This is a genomic window from Prochlorococcus sp. MIT2308 (genome assembly GCF_059772345.1).
In genome coordinates, this window is sequence record NZ_CM186283.1 from 1,383,777 (window position 1) to 1,403,107 (window position 19,331).

At 35.3% G+C, this 19,331-nt stretch carries 18 protein-coding genes; 9 read left to right on the forward strand and 9 right to left on the reverse strand.

The genetic code is table 11. The annotated features are described in order from the left end of the window. Positions 1-589: 589 nt before the first annotated feature. Positions 590-775 carry a hypothetical protein gene (locus tag AC6EIW_RS07895; protein WP_498520119.1) on the reverse strand — a complete coding sequence of 62 codons (186 nt, stop codon included), beginning with the start codon at positions 773-775 and terminating at the stop codon, positions 590-592. A 531-nt stretch (positions 776-1,306) separates the two neighbouring features. Here AC6EIW_RS07895 and AC6EIW_RS07900 point away from each other — a divergent pair. Genes AC6EIW_RS07900 through AC6EIW_RS07915 form a run of 4 tightly spaced genes read left to right on the forward strand, consistent with a single transcriptional unit; the run spans position 1,307 to position 3,470 of the window. Beyond that, positions 1,307-2,035 carry a hypothetical protein gene (locus tag AC6EIW_RS07900; protein ID WP_498520120.1) on the forward strand — a complete coding sequence of 243 codons (729 nt, stop codon included), beginning with the start codon at positions 1,307-1,309 and terminating at the stop codon, positions 2,033-2,035. A gap of 58 nt (positions 2,036-2,093) precedes the next feature. Continuing rightward, positions 2,094-2,885 carry a potassium channel family protein gene (locus tag AC6EIW_RS07905; protein ID WP_498520121.1) on the forward strand — a complete coding sequence of 264 codons (792 nt, stop codon included), beginning with the start codon at positions 2,094-2,096 and terminating at the stop codon, positions 2,883-2,885. A gap of 5 nt (positions 2,886-2,890) precedes the next feature. Next, entirely contained in the window at positions 2,891-3,061 is a 171-nt protein-coding gene (locus AC6EIW_RS07910) for a hypothetical protein (protein ID WP_498520122.1), read from the forward strand. 37 nt (positions 3,062-3,098) lie between these two features. Next, positions 3,099-3,470, forward strand: a complete 372-nt coding sequence (locus AC6EIW_RS07915) for a hypothetical protein (protein WP_498520123.1) — start codon at positions 3,099-3,101, stop codon at positions 3,468-3,470. Positions 3,471-3,584: 114 nt separating this feature from the next. Here the strand turns inward: AC6EIW_RS07915 and AC6EIW_RS07920 are convergent, their stop codons facing one another. The 3 genes from AC6EIW_RS07920 to AC6EIW_RS07930 all read right to left on the reverse strand — a co-directional run bounded on the left by AC6EIW_RS07920 (position 3,585) and on the right by AC6EIW_RS07930 (position 5,241). Further along, a complete protein-coding gene (locus AC6EIW_RS07920) occupies positions 3,585-3,782 on the reverse strand; it encodes a hypothetical protein (protein WP_498520124.1) in 198 nt (65 codons plus the stop codon). Positions 3,783-4,221: 439 nt separating this feature from the next. Then, on the reverse strand, positions 4,222-4,461 hold the full coding sequence (locus tag AC6EIW_RS07925) for a hypothetical protein (protein WP_498520125.1): 240 nt from the start codon (positions 4,459-4,461) through the stop codon (positions 4,222-4,224). Between the two features lie 462 nt (positions 4,462-4,923). Then, positions 4,924-5,241 (reverse strand): hypothetical protein, encoded by a 318-nt coding sequence (locus tag AC6EIW_RS07930; protein ID WP_498461816.1) that lies wholly within the window; start codon positions 5,239-5,241, stop codon positions 4,924-4,926. A gap of 306 nt (positions 5,242-5,547) precedes the next feature. Here AC6EIW_RS07930 and AC6EIW_RS07935 point away from each other — a divergent pair, with 306 nt between their 5' ends. Genes AC6EIW_RS07935 through mrdA form a run of 3 tightly spaced genes read left to right on the forward strand, consistent with a single transcriptional unit; the run spans position 5,548 to position 8,411 of the window. Next, positions 5,548-6,159 (forward strand): DUF8672 family protein, encoded by a 612-nt coding sequence (locus AC6EIW_RS07935; RefSeq protein WP_498520126.1) that lies wholly within the window; start codon positions 5,548-5,550, stop codon positions 6,157-6,159. Between the two features lie 16 nt (positions 6,160-6,175). Further along, positions 6,176-6,553: a hypothetical protein gene (locus AC6EIW_RS07940; RefSeq protein WP_498520127.1), complete on the forward strand. Its 378-nt coding sequence runs from the start codon at positions 6,176-6,178 to the stop codon at positions 6,551-6,553. A 16-nt stretch (positions 6,554-6,569) separates the two neighbouring features. Then, positions 6,570-8,411, forward strand: coding sequence for a penicillin-binding protein 2 (gene mrdA / locus AC6EIW_RS07945; protein WP_498520128.1), 1,842 nt, complete (start codon positions 6,570-6,572; stop codon positions 8,409-8,411). Here mrdA and AC6EIW_RS07950 read toward each other — a convergent pair. The 3 genes from AC6EIW_RS07950 to AC6EIW_RS07960 are packed head-to-tail and all read right to left on the reverse strand — an operon-like array spanning position 8,408 to position 12,615. Further along, the gene (locus tag AC6EIW_RS07950) at positions 8,408-8,932 is read right to left on the reverse strand and encodes an NAD(P)H-dependent oxidoreductase (protein ID WP_498520129.1); all 525 of its coding nucleotides are present in this window, start codon (positions 8,930-8,932) and stop codon (positions 8,408-8,410) included. The two genes, mrdA and AC6EIW_RS07950, sit on opposite strands and share 4 nt — an antisense overlap. 54 nt (positions 8,933-8,986) lie before the next feature. Then, on the reverse strand, positions 8,987-10,837 hold the full coding sequence (locus AC6EIW_RS07955) for a flavin reductase (RefSeq protein ID WP_498520130.1): 1,851 nt from the start codon (positions 10,835-10,837) through the stop codon (positions 8,987-8,989). 2 nt (positions 10,838-10,839) lie between these two features. Next, complete coding sequence (locus AC6EIW_RS07960) at positions 10,840-12,615, reverse strand: flavin reductase (RefSeq protein WP_498520131.1); 1,776 nt, start codon at positions 12,613-12,615, stop codon at positions 10,840-10,842. A gap of 293 nt (positions 12,616-12,908) precedes the next feature. Here AC6EIW_RS07960 and alaS point away from each other — a divergent pair, with 293 nt between their 5' ends. After that, entirely contained in the window at positions 12,909-15,569 is a 2,661-nt protein-coding gene (gene alaS, locus AC6EIW_RS07965) for an alanine--tRNA ligase (RefSeq protein ID WP_498520132.1), read from the forward strand. A 1-nt stretch (position 15,570) separates the two neighbouring features. Here the strand turns inward: alaS and speA are convergent, their stop codons facing one another. Further along, a complete protein-coding gene (gene speA / locus AC6EIW_RS07970) occupies positions 15,571-17,514 on the reverse strand; it encodes a biosynthetic arginine decarboxylase (protein ID WP_498520133.1) in 1,944 nt (647 codons plus the stop codon). A gap of 141 nt (positions 17,515-17,655) precedes the next feature. Between speA and ndk the strand changes: the two genes are divergently transcribed. Beyond that, a complete protein-coding gene (gene ndk, locus AC6EIW_RS07975; protein WP_498520134.1) occupies positions 17,656-18,111 on the forward strand; it encodes a nucleoside-diphosphate kinase in 456 nt (151 codons plus the stop codon). Positions 18,112-18,149: 38 nt separating this feature from the next. Here ndk and thiO read toward each other — a convergent pair whose 3' ends face one another. Next, a complete protein-coding gene (thiO, locus tag AC6EIW_RS07980; RefSeq protein ID WP_498520135.1) occupies positions 18,150-19,253 on the reverse strand; it encodes a glycine oxidase ThiO in 1,104 nt (367 codons plus the stop codon). Positions 19,254-19,331: the final 78 nt, after the last annotated feature.

Consider the following 19,331-nt stretch of genomic DNA (forward strand, 5'->3'; position numbering starts at 1 on the left):
AAGTCAAATACTCCTTATGGGGGAAGTAGATCATCCGATTACTCAAGGAATATATCGGTTTTATCTCGATAAAAGGAATGTGTATAAAGAGAACAATACGCTTCAAATTAATCAGGGATTGCCTCGTTTAGATCATTACGTATACAAACCGCACGGAAGGATATTGATCGTCTTATTAAAATTTTGCTTTAAGACTGGTGTGAGATTTTGGTTACCCCCTTTAAGTTCAGCATCCACATAGATAACTGAACTTGTCACTCTGATTTACGACCATCTACTTGATCGGAAGTGATCTATTTCCTGGTTCATCTCTAATAAATCTAGATTTGGTTAATAGGGAATTAACTCCTGTTAACCAACGACCCAGTAATCTTTTTGCTTTCTGAGGATTAGTTAGAGAAGATAGCGAATTATTCTTTTTTACCTCAATATTTCAATTGAAAGTAATAGGGAATCAGATGAGGAAGTGTTCCAAGAGAGATTAACAGTACAGAAAACCAAAGAAAGATTGATGAAAGAGTATTTGACCCATTAGATCTGAAACTGCGGGTTGCTTGCATGATTAGACCTCCGTTGAATTTAATGTTTTTTAGTAATTCATTGAGCAGTTGCCAAACTGCAGACATTCATTCTCGTACTCAACTTCATCAAAATCAGTTTCATAATTAGAAATTAGATCACACCAATCATTCCCTTGGATAGGAACTCCACATGATTTCGAAAATGTTTTCTTTACGTCTTCGAGTGCATGTTTAAAAGGATTACCGCATGACATGGCTTGACCTCCTAATAGTGCTTTGATTTATATCTACTCCTATTGATTGAAAATATCTATAGGAAAAAAACCCTAAAGTATCAATCTTTATTCTTCCAAAAAGAAAGACCCCTCCTCTTAAGAGTGGCACTAGGGGTCTTCCTTTACTACAGAGCTGTTTGTGGGAGGAGTTGTTCTGTAATTTCTTTTTTTAATCTTAGTATTTTTTTAAATATTTTGAGAAATATAGATTAAATTATATTGATAAAAATAATTAGATTTCTTCTATTTTTTACACAATCGTACAGAAGAATTCAGGTAAAGTTGTTTAACTTTGAAATAGAGGTTGAAAGTAATTTTTTATCGAATTACTTTTTGGTAAAAGTAATGACTATAAACTTGTAGGTGTTGGCTGATAAAGGATCTTTCTTGTTGTCAATCTTTTGAGTTATTCTGGAATTTGATGGAAAATTGTATTTCAATTAAAAAAAATAATTATGGCGAGGGTTAAAAAAAAGCGTCATCATTTCAATAATAAATACCATTCATCTGATGTCATTTGAAGTTACTTACAACGGAGATATTCAATATATTAAGGTTTTCTACTCAACTGAAAAAACGAGATCAGGAAAGTACTATGGCGAATTTTATAAAAAAATGGATGCATTAGCGAGTGATCTGAAACGTCTTAAAGAGGAACTATGTGAGGACAGTGAAAAGGCAGCAAAAATTGCTAAAGATGCTGCAAACAAGGCACTTTCTGAAAGATTTGGTTCACTTCGATATGTTATTGATGAGCGTCATTGGGACGAAGATATGGTTGTCAGCAAGATTCTTGATGACCGAAAAGAAGAGATGTTGGCACTAGCGCAAAAGACTTTTAATAATGAAGTTCTTCTTGAGGAGGACGCGGCAGAGGAATATCAAATTCACTTGGATGAAGGATCAATAGAGGTTGATGGTGAGCGTGTAGAGACCTCGATAATGGATTTTTTTGATTCTGACAACTACCACGAGTTGAATGAGGCAAAATTAGAAAAATTGGAAAAACTTGATTGGTTTATTATCTGGTCCAGGACAGAAGCAGGTGAGTTTAGGACAGAGGGTGGACAGCACGAGGGTATTTATTCATCGAAGGAATTGAATATGAGCAATTGCTTGCTTACTTATAGAGATTTACCCCTTGTTATTCCTTCTAATGGTACGGACATCTTTAGTAATGAACTTGAAATCCATTTTATAGATGAGACCAGGGCATCTCTCTCCATAGGTGATGCTTAGCAAAATCAACAAGATTTGCTTAACTTATAGACATTCTTATTTAAGTCGGTAGGCAGAGATGAATGAATTACGTCTAAGAATTTATGAGCAGATAATAAATGAGTCACCAGGAGGGAAAACTTCCTTATTTAATAAAATCTGTGGAGTTACAATTTTTATTTCGATTTTTTTCGCAGTTATCACTACTGAAAACTCAATCGATTATAAATTTGGGTATCAGATAGACCTTTTGGATTGGATTATTGGTGGTTTGTTTTGCTTTGAATATTGTTGTCGTTTATGGGTCGCACCACTTGAAAAGAAATATGGAAAAGGATGGAAAGGCGTTTTACGTTATGTGGTTTCACCAATGGCAATTATTGATGTCATTGCAATTGTCCCATCCTTTATTGGTGTTCGTTCTGAATTAAAAATTCTTAGGATTATTCGTCTCTTGCGAATATTAAAAATTGGAAGGAGTGAAAAATTTAAGCAAAGCATCTATCACTTTAATTATGCAATTCGATCCAAGAGTCAAGAATTACAAATTTCGATTTTTTATACAGTTTTACTTTTATTGATCAGTAGTACGTTTATGTATCTTGCTGAATCTTCTATTCAACCAAGCTTGTTAGGTTCAATTCCAAGATGTCTTTGGTGGTCAATCACAACTGTCAGTGCTGTTGGTTATGGAGATTCCATACCAGTAACGGCTGTTGGAAAAACAATTGCCTCGATAACTTCTCTTATGGGTATTGCCGCAATCGCAATACCTACTGGAATACTTGCATCTGGATTTAGTGAATCAATTGGGGTACAAAATCAAAATAAAAATGAATTGCATGAAAATGAGGTTCCTAGTAATTCTTAATTAAATTGATCTTCACATCAAATACAGGAAAATTTTTTATTAAAGAAGGAGCAATAGATCTTATGGTCTCATTGAGTGCCACTGATGCAAATTCAGAAAAAAAATGGAAAGGTTTTTATAACTCGTTTTCAAAGGCTGAACTAGAAGCCGAGTGGCATGAGTATTGGAAAGATTGATTTAATCAGATAAAATCTTTTTATTGATGGGAAGAATATGGACGAAGCGTGGCTGCAAGAACTCAATAAAAGGAATCTTGTGGTTAAAGGAGAAGATTACTCTAGATGGGACTTCGCAACTGTTACTTTATCTTCTTCAGTTTTAGAAAAATTAAGTAAGGAAGAAAAAGCTAAATTTCATATGACTGAATTCAAACGAGCAACTAATGAAATTGAGCATTGGGCAAGAGTAGAGGAAATATGTGACTTTTTTGGTGTTGAAGATCCAGATTTGGCTGGAGATATATATGTAAGAAGGTTTAAAAATTTTAATATAGATGATGAGATTAAATGGCTAGAATTAAGAGATGTTAGCGAAGATATACCTGAAGGTTTCGGAGTTAAAGTTGATTGGGGTACGGCAAAATAAGCACATGAAAAAACGCATAATGATTAAAAACCAATACCATTTGTGTGAATTATTTGATAAAACACAAACCTGATCAATTACACCCAAAATTATTATATCTCCATTGGGATCTTTCTAGGATGAATTTTCATTCTCGAATTTATTAAATTTCTTTGTGCCTACTGCAATATCTCTGAAGAATTTTTCCGAACATTTAACATCCATGGTATGTAAGATGTCTTGTGTAATTTCAGTATTGCTTTTAGGAATAAATTTGCTTAATACTCGTATAATTCCATCTTGATTTTTATGAACACTGTTTTTATCCCACAACTGTTCTCCATACTGACTCTTTGGAATGGCAATCCATTCATGTGATATAGGATCTATATTTAGGCGGTAAAAAATAATTAGAAGAGCTAACTAAGAAAGAAAAATAAATTTAATAGTTTTTTAGGCGCATTTGATAATAAATTTCGGATCTTGTTCGCGGAAAATTGACTCCCGATCGATATGCGTATGCCTATTTAATACTTTTAAGAAAAATTTATTAACAAAAGTTGATTTATATCAATGTAGTTGTTAAGTGCAAGTATTTAATAAAAAAGGTAGTGGATGTGTTGTGATAAACCTTTTTCTTAGAGAGAATTACACGATGGGTTAAATGAATGCTGAAAAACTAAGAATCAAACAAATGGGATGAAAAACTTTGCACTCCCATTTGTTTGATCGATTGATAAGTGGGATATTCTTTTATCTGATGGACTGATCGCTACTTACCACCATTGCAGAAGCGAACTGAATCAGAAGCGCTTTTTCCACTAGCTTGAATCTCTTCAACACATTCGTTGAAGACTTGTGAGTCTTGCTTTATAGAGCACAAACTAAAGGCGATTGCAACCAGAGCAACAGCAGAAACTACATTAGAGCCTAGTTGAATAAGGCCATAGGCAAACATCGCTTTTCCTTTCCCACCGCACTTTTTTTTGTCTATTTTTTTTTCTTCAGTCATTAGGAAATAGTTAATTATTTAATTTAATAGATTTATTTGGCAAAAAAGTTGAAAAACAGTAGAGAATACCGCTCTAATTACCTTTTTGATTTTGGTTTTTTTTAAGTCAAAATAATCACAAAGAAACCGTCTTATAAAATAAGGCGGCTCCTTTGGAGTTCAGCGCAGGTGTTTCCTTGTTTCCACTGCGGAGGATCCCACTCCTCACAGTTCCATTGTTACGTATCTCTTGGCTAACTCATGTGCCAGCAGGTTGGTTCGCCGGCTGTTATATGTGAGAATTCGAAAATTAGTCATAAAAAAACACCCGACTTACTGTAAGAGGGGTGTTTTTTAACAGAACGATTGTGTGAGGAGTTGTCCTGTTAATTCATTGTTAATCTTCTGGTCATTTTTGTCACTTCTTAAAAACAAAATGTCTTAGATCATGAAGCTGCGTTGATTTGCGACCTACGAGATTGGTTAGTCTTCTGCGTTTTCAAATTGCTTTGCTAATCTAAAACCTTTTCTTATAATTAAATATATTCCATATAAACCAGCAATCAAAGGAAGGACTATTAGAGGGTTGGGACTATAGTTGGAATAATCTTTTACACCATCAACATATTCAATTCCTGAGCATTTTAAGTATAGAAAACTCGTAAAGATAATTCCCCAGCCAATTATTGAGAGAATGCCTCCTTTTTTATCACCTTCATAAAATCTATCTAAACCCCATCCCCAGCCAATAGCAAGGATTACTCCTCTTGTGACAGCATTTTTTTCTTGCTTACGTAGCATTTTTTTTGTTGGAATATGTTCGGAATGAACATAACTGAATTATTGTTGTTTTGCATGCACTGATTAAAAAGATACTTATTCCTGTAAACATTTGGGCATTTTTTGTAGAGAAATAAGCATTTAATCAAGTGGGGTAGCACCCCCTAGTCAAGCAACAATAGAGAATTAGAGAGAAATTGATTAAATAAATTTATCTGTGCCTAATAAGTTGACTTCGATTTCTTGTGGTTATGTTGACTTATCTTGTCATTTAGGGGTGGTCGACTTCAAGAAAAAAAGATAAATTAGTTCAATAGCTTATTACTTTTGACAGTTGCACAACAGACTGATTTGCAGTTAAGCCGACGGCTTCAGAAAGATAGTATAACCATCTCAGGAAAGGTTATTTTTATAAATCCTTTTCTATATTGGCGACGCTTTGACAACAATACTGATAGATGGTTAAGGGAGCCTGGCCAGCTAGGAGAAGAGCAAATCAGTCTTAATAGAGCGCGTTTTTATCCTGAAGTAGATTGGACTTTTCTGAAAGACGAAGAACGGATGATTAAAGATGCCGCAGTTGAAATGTTTTTAAAAACGCTTGAATTAATTGGTACTTTTCATCCTCAGCTTACTGCGGGGCAATTGCTAGAAGTTGAAAGAAAAATGGCAGTTACTAAAAAAAAGTCTTTTGAACATTGGGTAGAGAAATCCTTTAGAAAGAAAATTAATCAAGCTTCAAGAGAGCGTAATAGGTTTGCTAGAGAGCGTTTTGTAAGAGGTTGGCGAGAATGGTTAACTCTTGAAACTACTCATCAAGCTTTTCTTCCATTCGCGACAATAATTGTGATGTCAATCTTTGGTGGTTGGTCCATAGGTATTTCTAATAATAGTTGTACTCCTTACTTTCCAACGTCAGAAACAGGTATTCTTAAGTAGCTTTTGTTAAGCCATTATGGCTAAAGATCAATTAAGGGATTTCCATTTATTTGCAATGGAATCTGCTTTGCCTTTTGGCATGGGCATTGTTAATAATGCTAAAAATGGTGGATTTCAAAAAATAATGGATGTATTAAAATCGAAAGATCCATTTTTAGAATTCAAAGTTGATGGCAAAACTTCTGCAAAGACAGTAAGGGATAAGATTGATCAATTGATTCCTGGTTTAGGCTATCCAGTTGTTTCTGTTGATGTAACTGTTGAAGAGAATTCTCCTGATTATGAAAGCAATGATCAAGATTCTTTAGTTTCAACTTTAAATAGAATTGATAACGAATTAGATCTATTGAGGCATCATATTAGTAATGACTCAAAAAATTTAGATGATGAATAATTCTTGAATTCTAATAATGAAGAAAAAAGAAAACTTATATCTCAGTTCTAAAAAGCATGTGGGTGCTTTCAATCAACCCTTGATTTTCTTTTTGTTTACTTGCTTAATTTTTTTCGTAACAGGTGCTCGTCTATTTTGGATACAAATAATTAATGGCTCCTACTATAAAAAACTTTCAGAAGAAAATAGAATTAAGCTCATTTCTAACCCACCAATTAGAGGAAGGCTATTAGATCGTAATGGTGTAATTCTTGCCGATAATAAACTTTTTTATTCTTTATCTGTTCAACCTAGACTGTTAACTAATGTTGAATGGATTGATCTGAGGGATGCTTTATCTGATCTGTTGAATGTTTCTGCAAGTCAATTAGAGATTGCATTTAACAGAAGTAATTCCGAGACCCCTTATAAAAAAGTATTGTTGAGTGATTTATCCGTTGAGCAAGTTATAAGATTTAAAGAACAAGAGAGTAAATTGTATGGTGCTCAGATTGATATTGGTTTAGTTAGAAATTATCCTTATAAGTCTTTAGCCGCTCATGCTTTAGGTTACACACAATTGATAACTCAAGATGAGTTTTCGGAGCTTTCACAAAGAGGTTATAAATTTTCCGATCGAATTGGACGAAAAGGTATTGAAGCTGCTTTTGAACCTGAATTGAGAGGCAAATGGGGCGGAGAAATGCTTGAGATTGATGCAATGGGTACGGTTCAACGGAGCCTAGGGTTAAAGCTTCCTAAAGCTGGCAAGGATATCAAATTGACTCTTGATCTAGAGCTTCAACGGACTGCCGAAAAAGTTTTGTCCGATAAAGTCGGAGGAGCAATAGTAGCGCTTGATCCACGTACAGGTGCAATTAGAGCAATTGCTAGTCAACCTACTTTTGATCTGAATTTTTTTTCTCAGCCTTTTACTAATCAACAATATGACAACTTTTTTTTGTCATCGAACCGTCCTCTTTTGAGTAGAGCATTTAATGCATACGATCCAGGAAGTACATGGAAGCCCATAACGGCTATTGCCGGCATGGAAAGTGGTAAATTTCTTCCTAGTCAAAAATTAAATACCGTTCCATGTATTAAATATGGTAGTCATTGTTTTCCAGAATATAACAAGAGAGGTTTTGGGTGGATAGGATATGAGGATGCATTTAGAGTTTCGAGCAATACTTTTTTTTATCAAGTAGGTGTCGGGGTTGGCCCCTCAGCTTTATATGATGCAGCGATTAAACTTGGCTTCGATAATTATACTGGCATAGAAACTCTAATCGATGAAAATAAGGGCTTAGTAGGGAATAAGGAATGGGCTGATAAAGGTCGTGGTTGGGGAAAGCCTGGAGAGACTCCCTGGATCGTAGAGGATATGGCTAGTGCATCCATTGGTCAATCGGTTGTTCTGGTTACTCCATTGCAATTAGCACGAGCATATGCGTCTTTCGCAAATGGTGGTTATTTGATTACTCCTCATTTAGTTGATGGCAATATTAATTGGAGATCAGAAAAATATTTCCAAAAAGTAGATATTCAAGATACAACTTTTGAGACAATCCGTCGTGGACTTCGAAAAGTAGTAACTAGTGGTACTGCTATTGGAATAAATATAGATCCCTCTATAATCCCTCCAGTCGCTGGTAAAACTGGAACAGCTGAAGATAGCAGTGGAGGTGAAGATCATGCATGGTTTGCTGGATTTGCACCTTATGACTCTGGGAAAATAGTCATAGTTGCATTTGCTCAGAATACTCCTGGTGGTGGTTCAGTCCACGCTCTACCTATGGCAAAAAAAATGTTTCAGACATGGTATGAATTAAATTCTAACGAGCAATTGATTAGTGTTGGAGAAGAGTTAGAGAGTTAATTAGAATGATTTAGTTTTAGTAGTTGAGTTATGATTGCGTTAATTGATGTATCTTCAGCAATTTTTGACTTGTTGGTAGCTAACTGACGACCTAAAACCAAAGCTCCAAGATGGGTCAGCTGAATTCGCATTGAAAGCAATAACTCCATACACCCTCCTCCCGAAAAACTTGCAATTGCAATTGGACGTTCGTTAAATAAACTTCGAAAATCTTTTCCTTGCACAGAAAGCCAAGCTATTGCATTTGTAAGAATTGGAGGAATTGAACCATTATATTCTGGAGAACAAATGATCCAATGTGAATGGCTTTCCATTTGAGCATTGATCAAATGAAGATTATCTGGTGCTTTTTCTTTTGAATTATGACGTGGATTAAATATTGGTAAATCATTTTGTGATTCTGTCAAATCAAGTAATTCGCATGAGTAATTTAGTTCCTTGCCTGCTAGTAAAAATCTTTTGGCTAATTTCAGATTTTCACCATTGCTTGCAGCTATAATAAGAAGCTTTTTATTAGACATTGTGAATTAGGAAGGAAGTATAAATAAATGGATCAAGTCGTTTTTGTAATGGATCTAGTAGTTCGCTCCGGTTTTTCGATGATGAACTGCTGTTACTCCATCTTTTTTAAGGACTTTTCCATGTTTAATCTCAGCATATATCAGCCAATGATCCCCACACTCCATTCGTTGACTAACTGTACCCTCCAGCCAAGCTAAAGCTTCGTTTAACAAGGGTTGATTGCTTGGACTTAATTTGATCTCAAGATTGTTAAATCTATTATCTCCAGGTTTGAATGATTGGAGAAATTGTTTAAGGAGGCTTTGATGATTGTTTTGCTCTAAAATATTCAAAGCAAAATTATCACCAGTATGAAGTAAGTTTTCTACAGCTCTTTCTTTGGCCACTGCAATCGTAATACCAGGAGGAGAGAAGCTTGCTTGACTCACCCAGCTTGCAACCATTGCTCCGCTAATTTGATTACCTTCATCTCCTTTTTGAGCAGTCAATATACATAGTGATCCTACGACTCTTCCAAGTGCATTAATTGTTGGATCACTTTTACTTGTATTTAATCCAACATTAGCCTTTCTTTGTTGACGTAATTTCATATTAATTAATTGTTTACCAAATTGGATACCTGTTTCCTCAAGTTTTTTAATCATTAATGGATCAGGACTGAATTTGATTTTTATGGGTTCAAATCCAAATTTATAGCCCCCATCTTTTAATTTTTTTTCAAGTAAATCAAGAGCCTCTCCACTCCACCCATAACTTCCAAATACTCCAGCTGGCTTGTCTCTGTCTCCCTCAGCCAAAAGAGTACCTAGTGCTGAAACAATAGGGGTGGGTGCATGTCCTCCTAAAGTTGGTGATCCAATTAGATATCCATCGGCTTTACGAATTTCATTGATTAAACTACTTGAATCGGTGAATTCACAATTAATAATCTTAACTTTGACTCCTGTTTTACTAATTCCTCTAGCGATGGCATCAGCAATAGCTGCAGTGTTTCCATATGCACTAGCAAATAATAAAGCAACTCTTAAGTTGCTGTATTTTTGGCTTTCTCCCCAGCTTTGGTAGTTGTTTAATAAACTTCTCCAACTACCGCTGATTGCAGGTCCATGCCCAGGGGCTATCGTATCAATCTCAAAATCTTCGAATTTTTCGATAATACTATTAACTTGAGTAGACATTGGTGCCATTAAACAATCGAAGTAATGTCTTCTTTCCTCTTCCGTACTAATACTGTTTAATTCAGCCCATTTTTCTTCATATACATGCGCACCAAACAATTTGTCACTCATCAATAAACCAGTTTCCTTTTCAAAAACAATTAGTCCACCAGGCCAACGTGCTGTTGGCGCGGGAATGAGAGTGATCTCAAAGTTATTATCTAGTTTCAAAGTTTCTAGTTGTCTTATGATTTGTATATTTGGGAGGATTGCAACTTTCTCTGATACTTCTTTTGGATTTGTATCTTTAGATGGTTTTCGTAAATTCCAAATTTCCCTGAATAATTTTGCTCCGGGATTAGAACAAATAACCGTTAAATTTTTATACTTTACATTCATTCGTTTTACAAACGCTACTTTATTGGGATTGATGTGACCCATAACTAACTTTATCTCAACTAAATCTCTGCTAATTATTGTCTCGAACTCTTCTAAGAATTCTTTTTCAAATGTTAAACCAGGAGGGTGAACAAGAATATATTCTTGTGATTTTGAATCTTCATCTTGGTGAGACTTAAATAAAAAAGAATTTGTGCAACTACCTTTTTCAAGAGAATATTCAACTTCAAATCTGGTTCTTTTTGGATTTAGGCTTCTTAAACAAATTAAGTTCTCCTCAATAGGAATCTGGATCGTCTTTTTTATGAAAGTATTTAATCTTGTTGAAGAAATATTCTCTACTGCCATAGTTAATAATTACTACCAACTCTTCTGTGATGAACTGCTGTTTTACTTTGAGTATTTGATAAATTACCTTTCTCAACTGATGAATAGATGATCCAATGGTCTGTTGTCTCCATTCTTTGAATAACTTTACATGAAAGGAAAGCTAACGCATCAGATAGAACTGGTCCTCCAGCCGCAAGATCATTCATTAATTCAACTCCTTCAAATCGATTAGCACCTGGTGGAAAACGTTTTAAAAAGTGTCTGAAGAGGTGCAAATAATTATTTTCTTGAAGAATATTCAAAACAAAACGATTATTCACTTGTAATAATGATTCAATGGCTCTGTCTTTAGCTACTGCCACGGTGATTCCAGGGGGTTCAAAACTTGCTTGACTGACCCAGCTTGCGACCATCGCACCGTCTCGACTGTCTGCACCTGAATTCTCTTTAGCCGTAACAATGTAGAGCCCACCGCTTAAACAACCAAGCGCTTTGTTTAATTCTCCATCAAGGCTTTTTGTAGCAGCTAAATTTTTCTTTCTAGTAAGAATTTGACCTAAATCTGTACCAGCTTCTTCAAATTGTTGATAAACAGTTTTATTTGGTTCGTCACGAACTCGAAGTGGTTTAAATGCTTCTTTTTGTCCAAGCTTTCTTAATTGGTTAGTGATAAAGTCAATTGGCTCTTCATTACCGCCATAAGAATCATAAGTAGCTACCCACTGCTTTTGTTTTAATGACGCAAGTAATGTCCCAATATTACTTTGCAATTCCGAATCAGATTTGATTGGCCATGTTGGTACAACAACTGCGCTTGCATCACTAATTAGAGCACTTAATTCTTGAGTATCTGAAGCAATAAGATCAACTAATTGAACTTGAGCATTTGCCTTGCCTATGCCATGAGCAATTGCTTGACTAAGCCGATCGCAAAATCCATATTGGCTCAGATAACAAACCACGGCATAGTTATCTCCTTTACTTCTTTGCTTACTCCATTCTCTATAGTTATTCAGCCATAACTGCGTATTAAAATTAAGGATTGGTCCATGTCCAACACCAATAGTTTGCACGATTGGCAATGCATCAATTTTTTTTAATGCTTGAACTACGCTGCGGGCATTAGGACCCATTAGGCAGTCGTAATAAAATCGGAAATCTTCATTTAATAGATTTGGATTTTCGTCATACAATTTTTCTGAACAGTAATGCAAACCAAACGCGTCACAAGTATATAAAACTTGAGTACCGTGATCAAAAGAAAAAATAGTATCGGGCCAGTGTAGATTTGGCGCACTAATAAATTCAATTTTGTGCTCGACTCCGCTGATTGAATTAATTTCTAAATTTAGCTCCTCACCACTTTTGACTGCTCTTGACCTAAAAGGTTGATGGATTTGTTCTTCTAGAAATTTTATAGCTACTTTAGATGCGACGATTTCAATATTTGGGTTTAATTCAATTAAGTATTTAATAAGTCCAGAATGATCTGGCTCTGTGTGACTGACTATTAAATAATCAATTTCTGTTGGATTGATTTCTTGTCTTAGTTTTTCAAACCAAATATCTTTAAATTTTAAATGGCTTGTATCTATAAGTGCAGTTTTTTTGCCTCTTATTAAAAAACTATTGTATGTAGTTCCATTTCTAAGGCCAAATTCAATATCAAACCTGCTCCGATCCCAATCCAACGATCTTAAAGCGTGTGTGTCTTCAGCAATTTTTTCATATTGCAGTGAAAGTCTAGGAGTATCCTTTTTCTGATTTTCTAAAGCTGTCGATTCAGTAAAAATCATGTTCTTAAAGCCATTAATCAGAGAGAGCTAGAAAGCCGCAACAAATTAGATTGCTGAGTGAAAATACCTAGATCATTTTTTACCATAATAGGATATTGAGGTTTGTACGTGTGATACTGCTTCCCGTAAATATTATTTGTTTGCAATAGGTGTGGATCTCGACGGATTTTTTGAATATTTTCTCCTTCGAAGTCTCATGGGTTTCCATTTTGTTATTGTTTAAGGGCAAGTTGAGCCAATCTGACCATTTTTGTGATTGTTTTCAAAAACCTTTGTAGAAATAATTTTTAGTTATGAAAAAAAATTCCTCCACCTTAATGAATCCTCCATCTCTCTCAGGAGATGAAATAAGAGAAGCCTTTATAAACTTTTTTACCAAACATAATCATAAGAAACTTGCAAGTTCCTCTTTAATTCCAGATGATCCAACTGTTTTATTGACAATTGCGGGGATGTTACCTTTTAAGCCTATATTCTTAGGATTGAAAGAATCTCCTACTCCTAGAGCAACATCCAGTCAAAAATGTATTAGAACAAATGATATTGAAAATGTAGGTAGAACAGCTAGGCATCATACTTTTTTTGAGATGCTCGGTAATTTTTCATTTGGTGATTACTTTAAAAAAGAGGCAATTCAATGGGCCTGGGAATTAACTACTGATGTTTTTCGACTCAATCCAAAGAATATAGTCATTAGCGTTTTTGAAGAAGACCTAGAAGCAGAGCAAATATGGAAAGAAGTTGAAGGGGTTGATGCAAAGAGAATCATCAGAATGGGTGCTTCGGATAATTTTTGGTCATCGGGAGCTACAGGACCTTGTGGTCCGTGTTCAGAACTGTATTTTGATTTTAAACCCGAATTAGGAAGTGATGATATAGATCTTGAAGACGATAGTCGATTTATAGAATTTTATAATTTGGTTTTTATGCAATACAACCGAGACTTAAAGGGCACTCTTGAACCATTGGCGAATTGTCATATTGATACAGGAATGGGTTTAGAAAGAATGGCTCAAATTTTGCAAAAAAAATCTAATAACTATGAAACGGATCTTATTTTTCCTCTCATTGAGTCAGCGGCTTTATTAGCTAAAATTAATTATGAAACTACAAATAAAAAAAATCAAACATCATTAAAAATTATTGGAGATCATTGCAGAGCTGTCACACATTTAATTTGTGATGGTGTAACTGCTAGTAATCTTGGGCGAGGCTATATTCTTCGTCGTCTTATACGGCGTATGATTCGACATGGTCGACTGGTAGGGATTAATCAGTCGTTTTTACCTCAGCTAGCTGAAGTTACAATTGAGCTGATGAAAAATGCTTATCCTCAATTACTAGAGAAAAAGAAAATTATTCTTAATGAGTTAAAAATAGAAGAATCTCGTTTCCTTCAAACTCTTGAACGGGGAGAAAAACTTTTAGCAGAGATAACAGCTGATGAATGTGTTCTTATATCTGGTGCTCAGGCATTTGAGCTTTATGACACTTATGGTTTTCCTTTGGAATTAACAGAAGAGATCGCGAATGAAAAAGGTATTTCTGTTGATATTACTGGCTTTGAAGTTGAAATGGAGAGGCAACGCAAACGTGCAAAAGCAGCTTCTGTAAGTATTGATTTAACTGAAGAAGGTTCAATTGAAAGAGAAATTTCCTTGTTTGATGAAACAATATTTGATGGCTATGAAAAGTTACAAACCACTTCTATCGTGATAGGCATTTTTAAAAATAATGAATTAGTCAAACAAGCTTTTGAGGGTGATTTAGTTAAGATTATTGTAAATAGAACGCCTTTTTATGCTGAGTCGGGTGGGCAAATTGGAGATGAAGGCATAATAACGTCTCAAGATCTAGAGGTGTCTATAGAAAACGTTAGAAAAAAGAACAATATTTTTATTCATTCTGGAAGGATTAAAACAGGAGTTCTAACATTTAATTCATCTGTCCAGATGAATGTGACTCCATCTTTTCGTCAACGAACTACATCAAATCACACAGCTACACATCTATTACAATCAGCTTTAAAGTTATCGATTGACTCAAGTGTAAGTCAAAGAGGTTCGTTAGTTTCAAATGATCGATTGAGATTTGATTTTAATGCTCCAAAACCTTTAACAAACAAAGAACTTAATGATATGGAAGTACAGATAAATCAATGGATTAATGAAGATCATCCAATTCAAATTAAAACAATGCCAATTAAGGAGGCTATGGCTGCTGGTGCTTTGGCAATGTTCGGTGAGAAGTATGGTGATGTGGTACGTGTCGTGGATGTTCCAGGTGTCTCTATGGAGTTATGTGGAGGAACCCATGTAACTCGTACGTCACAACTAGGTACGTTTAAAATTATTAATGAGACAGGTATTGCTTCAGGTATTAGACGAATAGAGGCTATTGCTGGTCCATCAGTTTTAGATTATTTTAACGAACGTGATTTGGTAGTTAAGGAGTTAAGTAAATCATTCAAGGTTCAATCATATGAAATTGTTGAGAGAGTTTCATCTCTTCAACTGGAATTGAAAGATAAAACAAAAGAACTTATCAAACTTAAGAATGAACTCGCATTAGTGAAGGCATTGAGTTTGGCTAGTTATGCAAAATGTGTTGGTAAGAGTAAATTATTAATCAGACGTTTAGATGGTGTCGACGGATCTGGATTGCAATCTGCGGCTTCAAGTTTGATAGATCATTTAGGCAAGTACTCAGCTGTTGTTTTTGGAGGTATTCCAAATCAGGAGATCGATAATAAATTAGTTTTTGTTGCTGCATTTTCTTCTGATTTAGTTTTAGATGGTTTTCATGCAGGTAAATTTATCAGTGGGGTTGCAAAAATGTGTGGTGGAGGTGGAGGTGGTCGTCCAAATCTCGCTCAAGCTGGTGGTAGTCAACCTCAATCGTTGGATCTAGCTTTAGAAAAAGCTAATGAGGATTTGACTCAAAAATTGTCTTAATTTAGCTCTGTAGGTAAGTGCTTTGACGGAGACTTACCTCCACATGCTCTATTAATTTTTGTGCATCCTGGATTTTAAGATGTCCGCCTTGAATAGCTGATTCGCTTGATTTTCGTAATCGCTCTAATAATATTTCTGGATCATGTTCCAAGTATTCAAGAACATTTGATTTTGAATTTCCACGAATGACATGCTCAACTTTGTATGTTCCTTTTTCTGTGAATCTTATATGGACTGCATTCGTACTCCCAAATAAATTATGTAGATTTCCCATTACTTCTTGATAGGCGCCACCTAAGAAAAGACCAATTAGATATTTTTTGTCTTGATTAAATTCATGAAGAGGTAGCAAATTTTTAATTTTTCCATTGTCTATAAATTGATCAAGCTTTCCATCTGAATCGCATGTTAAATCTGCAAAGTGACCAAGTTTGTTCGGTTCTTTGTTAAGCCGATGGATTGGCATAATTGGAAAAACTTGATCAATGGCCCAAGTGTCTGGAGCGGATCTAAATACGGAAAGATTTGCGTAATATGTTATGGCTAAACTTTCACTTAATTTTTTTAGTTCTGTAGGTAGAAGTATATTTTTTGGTAACTGATTAACAATTGTTTTTGCACAGGCCCATGTCAACTGTTCAGCTTTTGCACGTTCAACTAAATCTATATAACCGAGACGAAAAGCCGCTAGTGCATCTGCTTTAAATTTAAGAGAATCATTCCATGCTTCTTGTAGTTTGGCTAAATCTTCTTCTTGCTTAAGTTCTAGAGACTGTATATGGATTAATGTTTCACGTAAATTTATGACAGAGAGACATTCTTTTTCGTCTTTTTTAGGAATGTCAGAAGGTAACGAATTTTTGCCTAAAATATTGAAGATTAAGATTGAAAAGTGACTAGCAATTGCTCTTCCACTCTCCGTAATCAAAGTAGGTAGTGGTATCTTTTTTGATTCACAACACTCTTTAATTGTTGCTACTACATCATTTGCGTAATTTTGAAGTGAGTAGTTAGTAGATGCTACTGAGGCTGTTTGACTTCCATCGTAATCAATACCTAAACCACCTCCAACATCTAAGTATCCCATAGGTGCCCCAAGATTAATTAATTCTGCATAAATTTGTCCTGCTTCTTGTAAGGCATCTTTTAAAACACCTATGTCGTTAATTTGACTCCCTAGATGAAAATGTAAAAGCTTTAATTCATTGAGAAGTTTTGCTTCTTTTAACCTTTTGATTGCTTTCAATATTTCTGGAATTGAAAGTCCAAATTTCGACTTGTCACCAATCGAGCTACTCCATCTTCCACAGCTTTGACTAGATAACTTTGCTCTAATTCCTATAAGTGGAGATGCTCCGAGTAAATGACTGGATTTGATTATAAGATCAACATCATTTGCTTGTTCTATAACTACTATCGGTTGACGTCCAAGCTGTCGTGCTAAAATAGCTGTTTCAATATAACGTTGATCTTTATAGCCATTACATATTAGTAAAGCTTTAGGATCCTCTAGTATTGATAAAGCAATTAGTAACTCTGGTTTGCTTCCAGCTTCTAAGCCAAAATTCCATTTGGAACCACAGGTGATTAATTCTTCAACAACGTGGCGCTGTTGATTACATTTGATTGGAAATACACCTTGGTATTTTCCTTGATATTGATAGTTATTAATTGCTTTTGCAAAAGCTTTATGTAAGTTTTTTAAGCAGTCTTCGAGAATATCGTCAAATCTTATTAACAGAGGAAATTTTAGTTTTCGACTTTCGAGTTCATCTAATAGTTCCATCAAATCATGCGATTTGTTTTTGGAACCGTCAGGACAAATACCAATATTCCCTTTTTCATTGATTGTGAAATAACCCTTTCCCCAGCGATCAATTCCATAGAGGTCTGAGCTGTTTTGGATAGTCCAAGAGAGAGATTGATTAGTATTTTTCACAGCCATTTATGCGATAACAAAGTTGCCAAGTTTGATCATTCACGATTAATACAATTAAATCTAAGAACAGTTTTATTAAGTGTCATGTTTTACTTGCCAAGAGGGTAGTTTTAGGAAGACTATGGCTTCATATTATTGAATACCGCAATGACTTTGGAAAGAACTTTTGTTGCTATCAAGCCAGATGGTGTACAAAGAGGTTTAATAGCTGAGATTCTTGGTCGTTTTGAAACCAAAGGATTCAAATTAGTAGGCCTAAAGCAACTCACACCAAGCAAAGAACTTGCTGAAAAACACTACGGTGTACATAAAGATCGTCCTTTCTTTTCAGGTTTAGTAGATTTCATAACAAGTGGTCCTGTTGTTGCAATGGTTTGGGAGGGTGAAGGAGTCATAGCAAGTGCGAGAAAATTGATTGGAGCAACAAAGCCTCTTGAGGCTGAACCTGGAACTATTAGAGGTGATTTAGCTGTGAATATTGGTCGTAATGTCATTCATGGTTCTGATGGTTCTGATACGGCAGTATTTGAAATTGATCTATGGTTCCAGAAAAATGAACTTGTTGATTGGACTCCATCAGATCAATTATGGAGAGTGGAATAAATTATTGGTGAAATTCACAATCTCTTGGTGAGTGGTTTTTAAAATCTGTCCCATCTGAATTGGGACAAAAAACTACTTTCCTCATTACTTAAAGAGCTCGAGCAAATAGATTTTCCAATTAATTCTGCAGTTATAGCCGCCAACAAAACTCCATTACGATGATGACCAGTAGCAAGCCAGAGTCCATTAATTGATGACATTCCCAGTAAAGGGCCTTCGTCTGGTGTGCACGGACGAAACCCCCACCATCTCTCCATATGAGGTAGCTGATTAAGTTCAGGAATAAGAGATTGAATTCCTTTTTGTAGCTCGCGTTGTCCTTTTGGAGTAAGTCCTTTTTGGAAGCCTGCCTCACGCTCACTGGTTGCCCCTACGATTATTAGGCCGTCATCTCTTGGAACTAAGTAAATGCCAGGTCCAAAAATAATCCTCTTTAGAATCTGTTTTGGTCCCTGAATAGATAACATCTGGCCTTTAACAGGAAAAATAGGGAGTGTTTGAAATATTTGTTTGCTCCAGGCTCCGCAGCAGAGAACTGCCTCTTCGCTTTTTAAATGATTGATATTTCCATTAATGTCTTTAATTTTGACTCCATGAAAAGTGTTCGAATCTTTCATGATTTCAATTACTTCAACTCCTTCTTGAAAGTGAACACCTAATTCAACACAAGCTTTTTCAAGTGCTCTCATTAAAAGTCTGCGATTATCGATTTGACCGTCCTGTCTAAAAAGTAAACCTAATTTCCATTTTTTTGAGAGTCCTGGAATTTCTTCAAGGAGCTCATTTCTGTTTAGTTTTTTACCAAATTTATATGTTGGATAGGATTCACAGTCTTTTAGGTTTTCAAATGGGACAACAATCCCACAAGTTTTGAGTCCACACGACATTTTGCTATTTGTCTCAATGCTCTCTATCCATTTCGGATGTCTTTGAAGACTAGTTTGACCAAGACTTAAAAGTTCACCTTGAAGTCCCTCAGCGTGAGGGGCCAGCATTCCAGCAGCTACAAAGCCTGCTGCTTCACTTCTGCTTCTACTCAAAATTTCGACGCGTTTGCCTTTTTGAGCAAGTTCATGGGCTATTGCAAGACCCATTAATCCTCCTCCCAGAATTAATAATGGTTTTTCGTTTACTTCACCCATTCCTTGGATTTGGAAAATGTTATTTTCAATGTTTTAGATTACGTTAGCTTCCATGACCGAGCTTTTTTTTCATAAGAT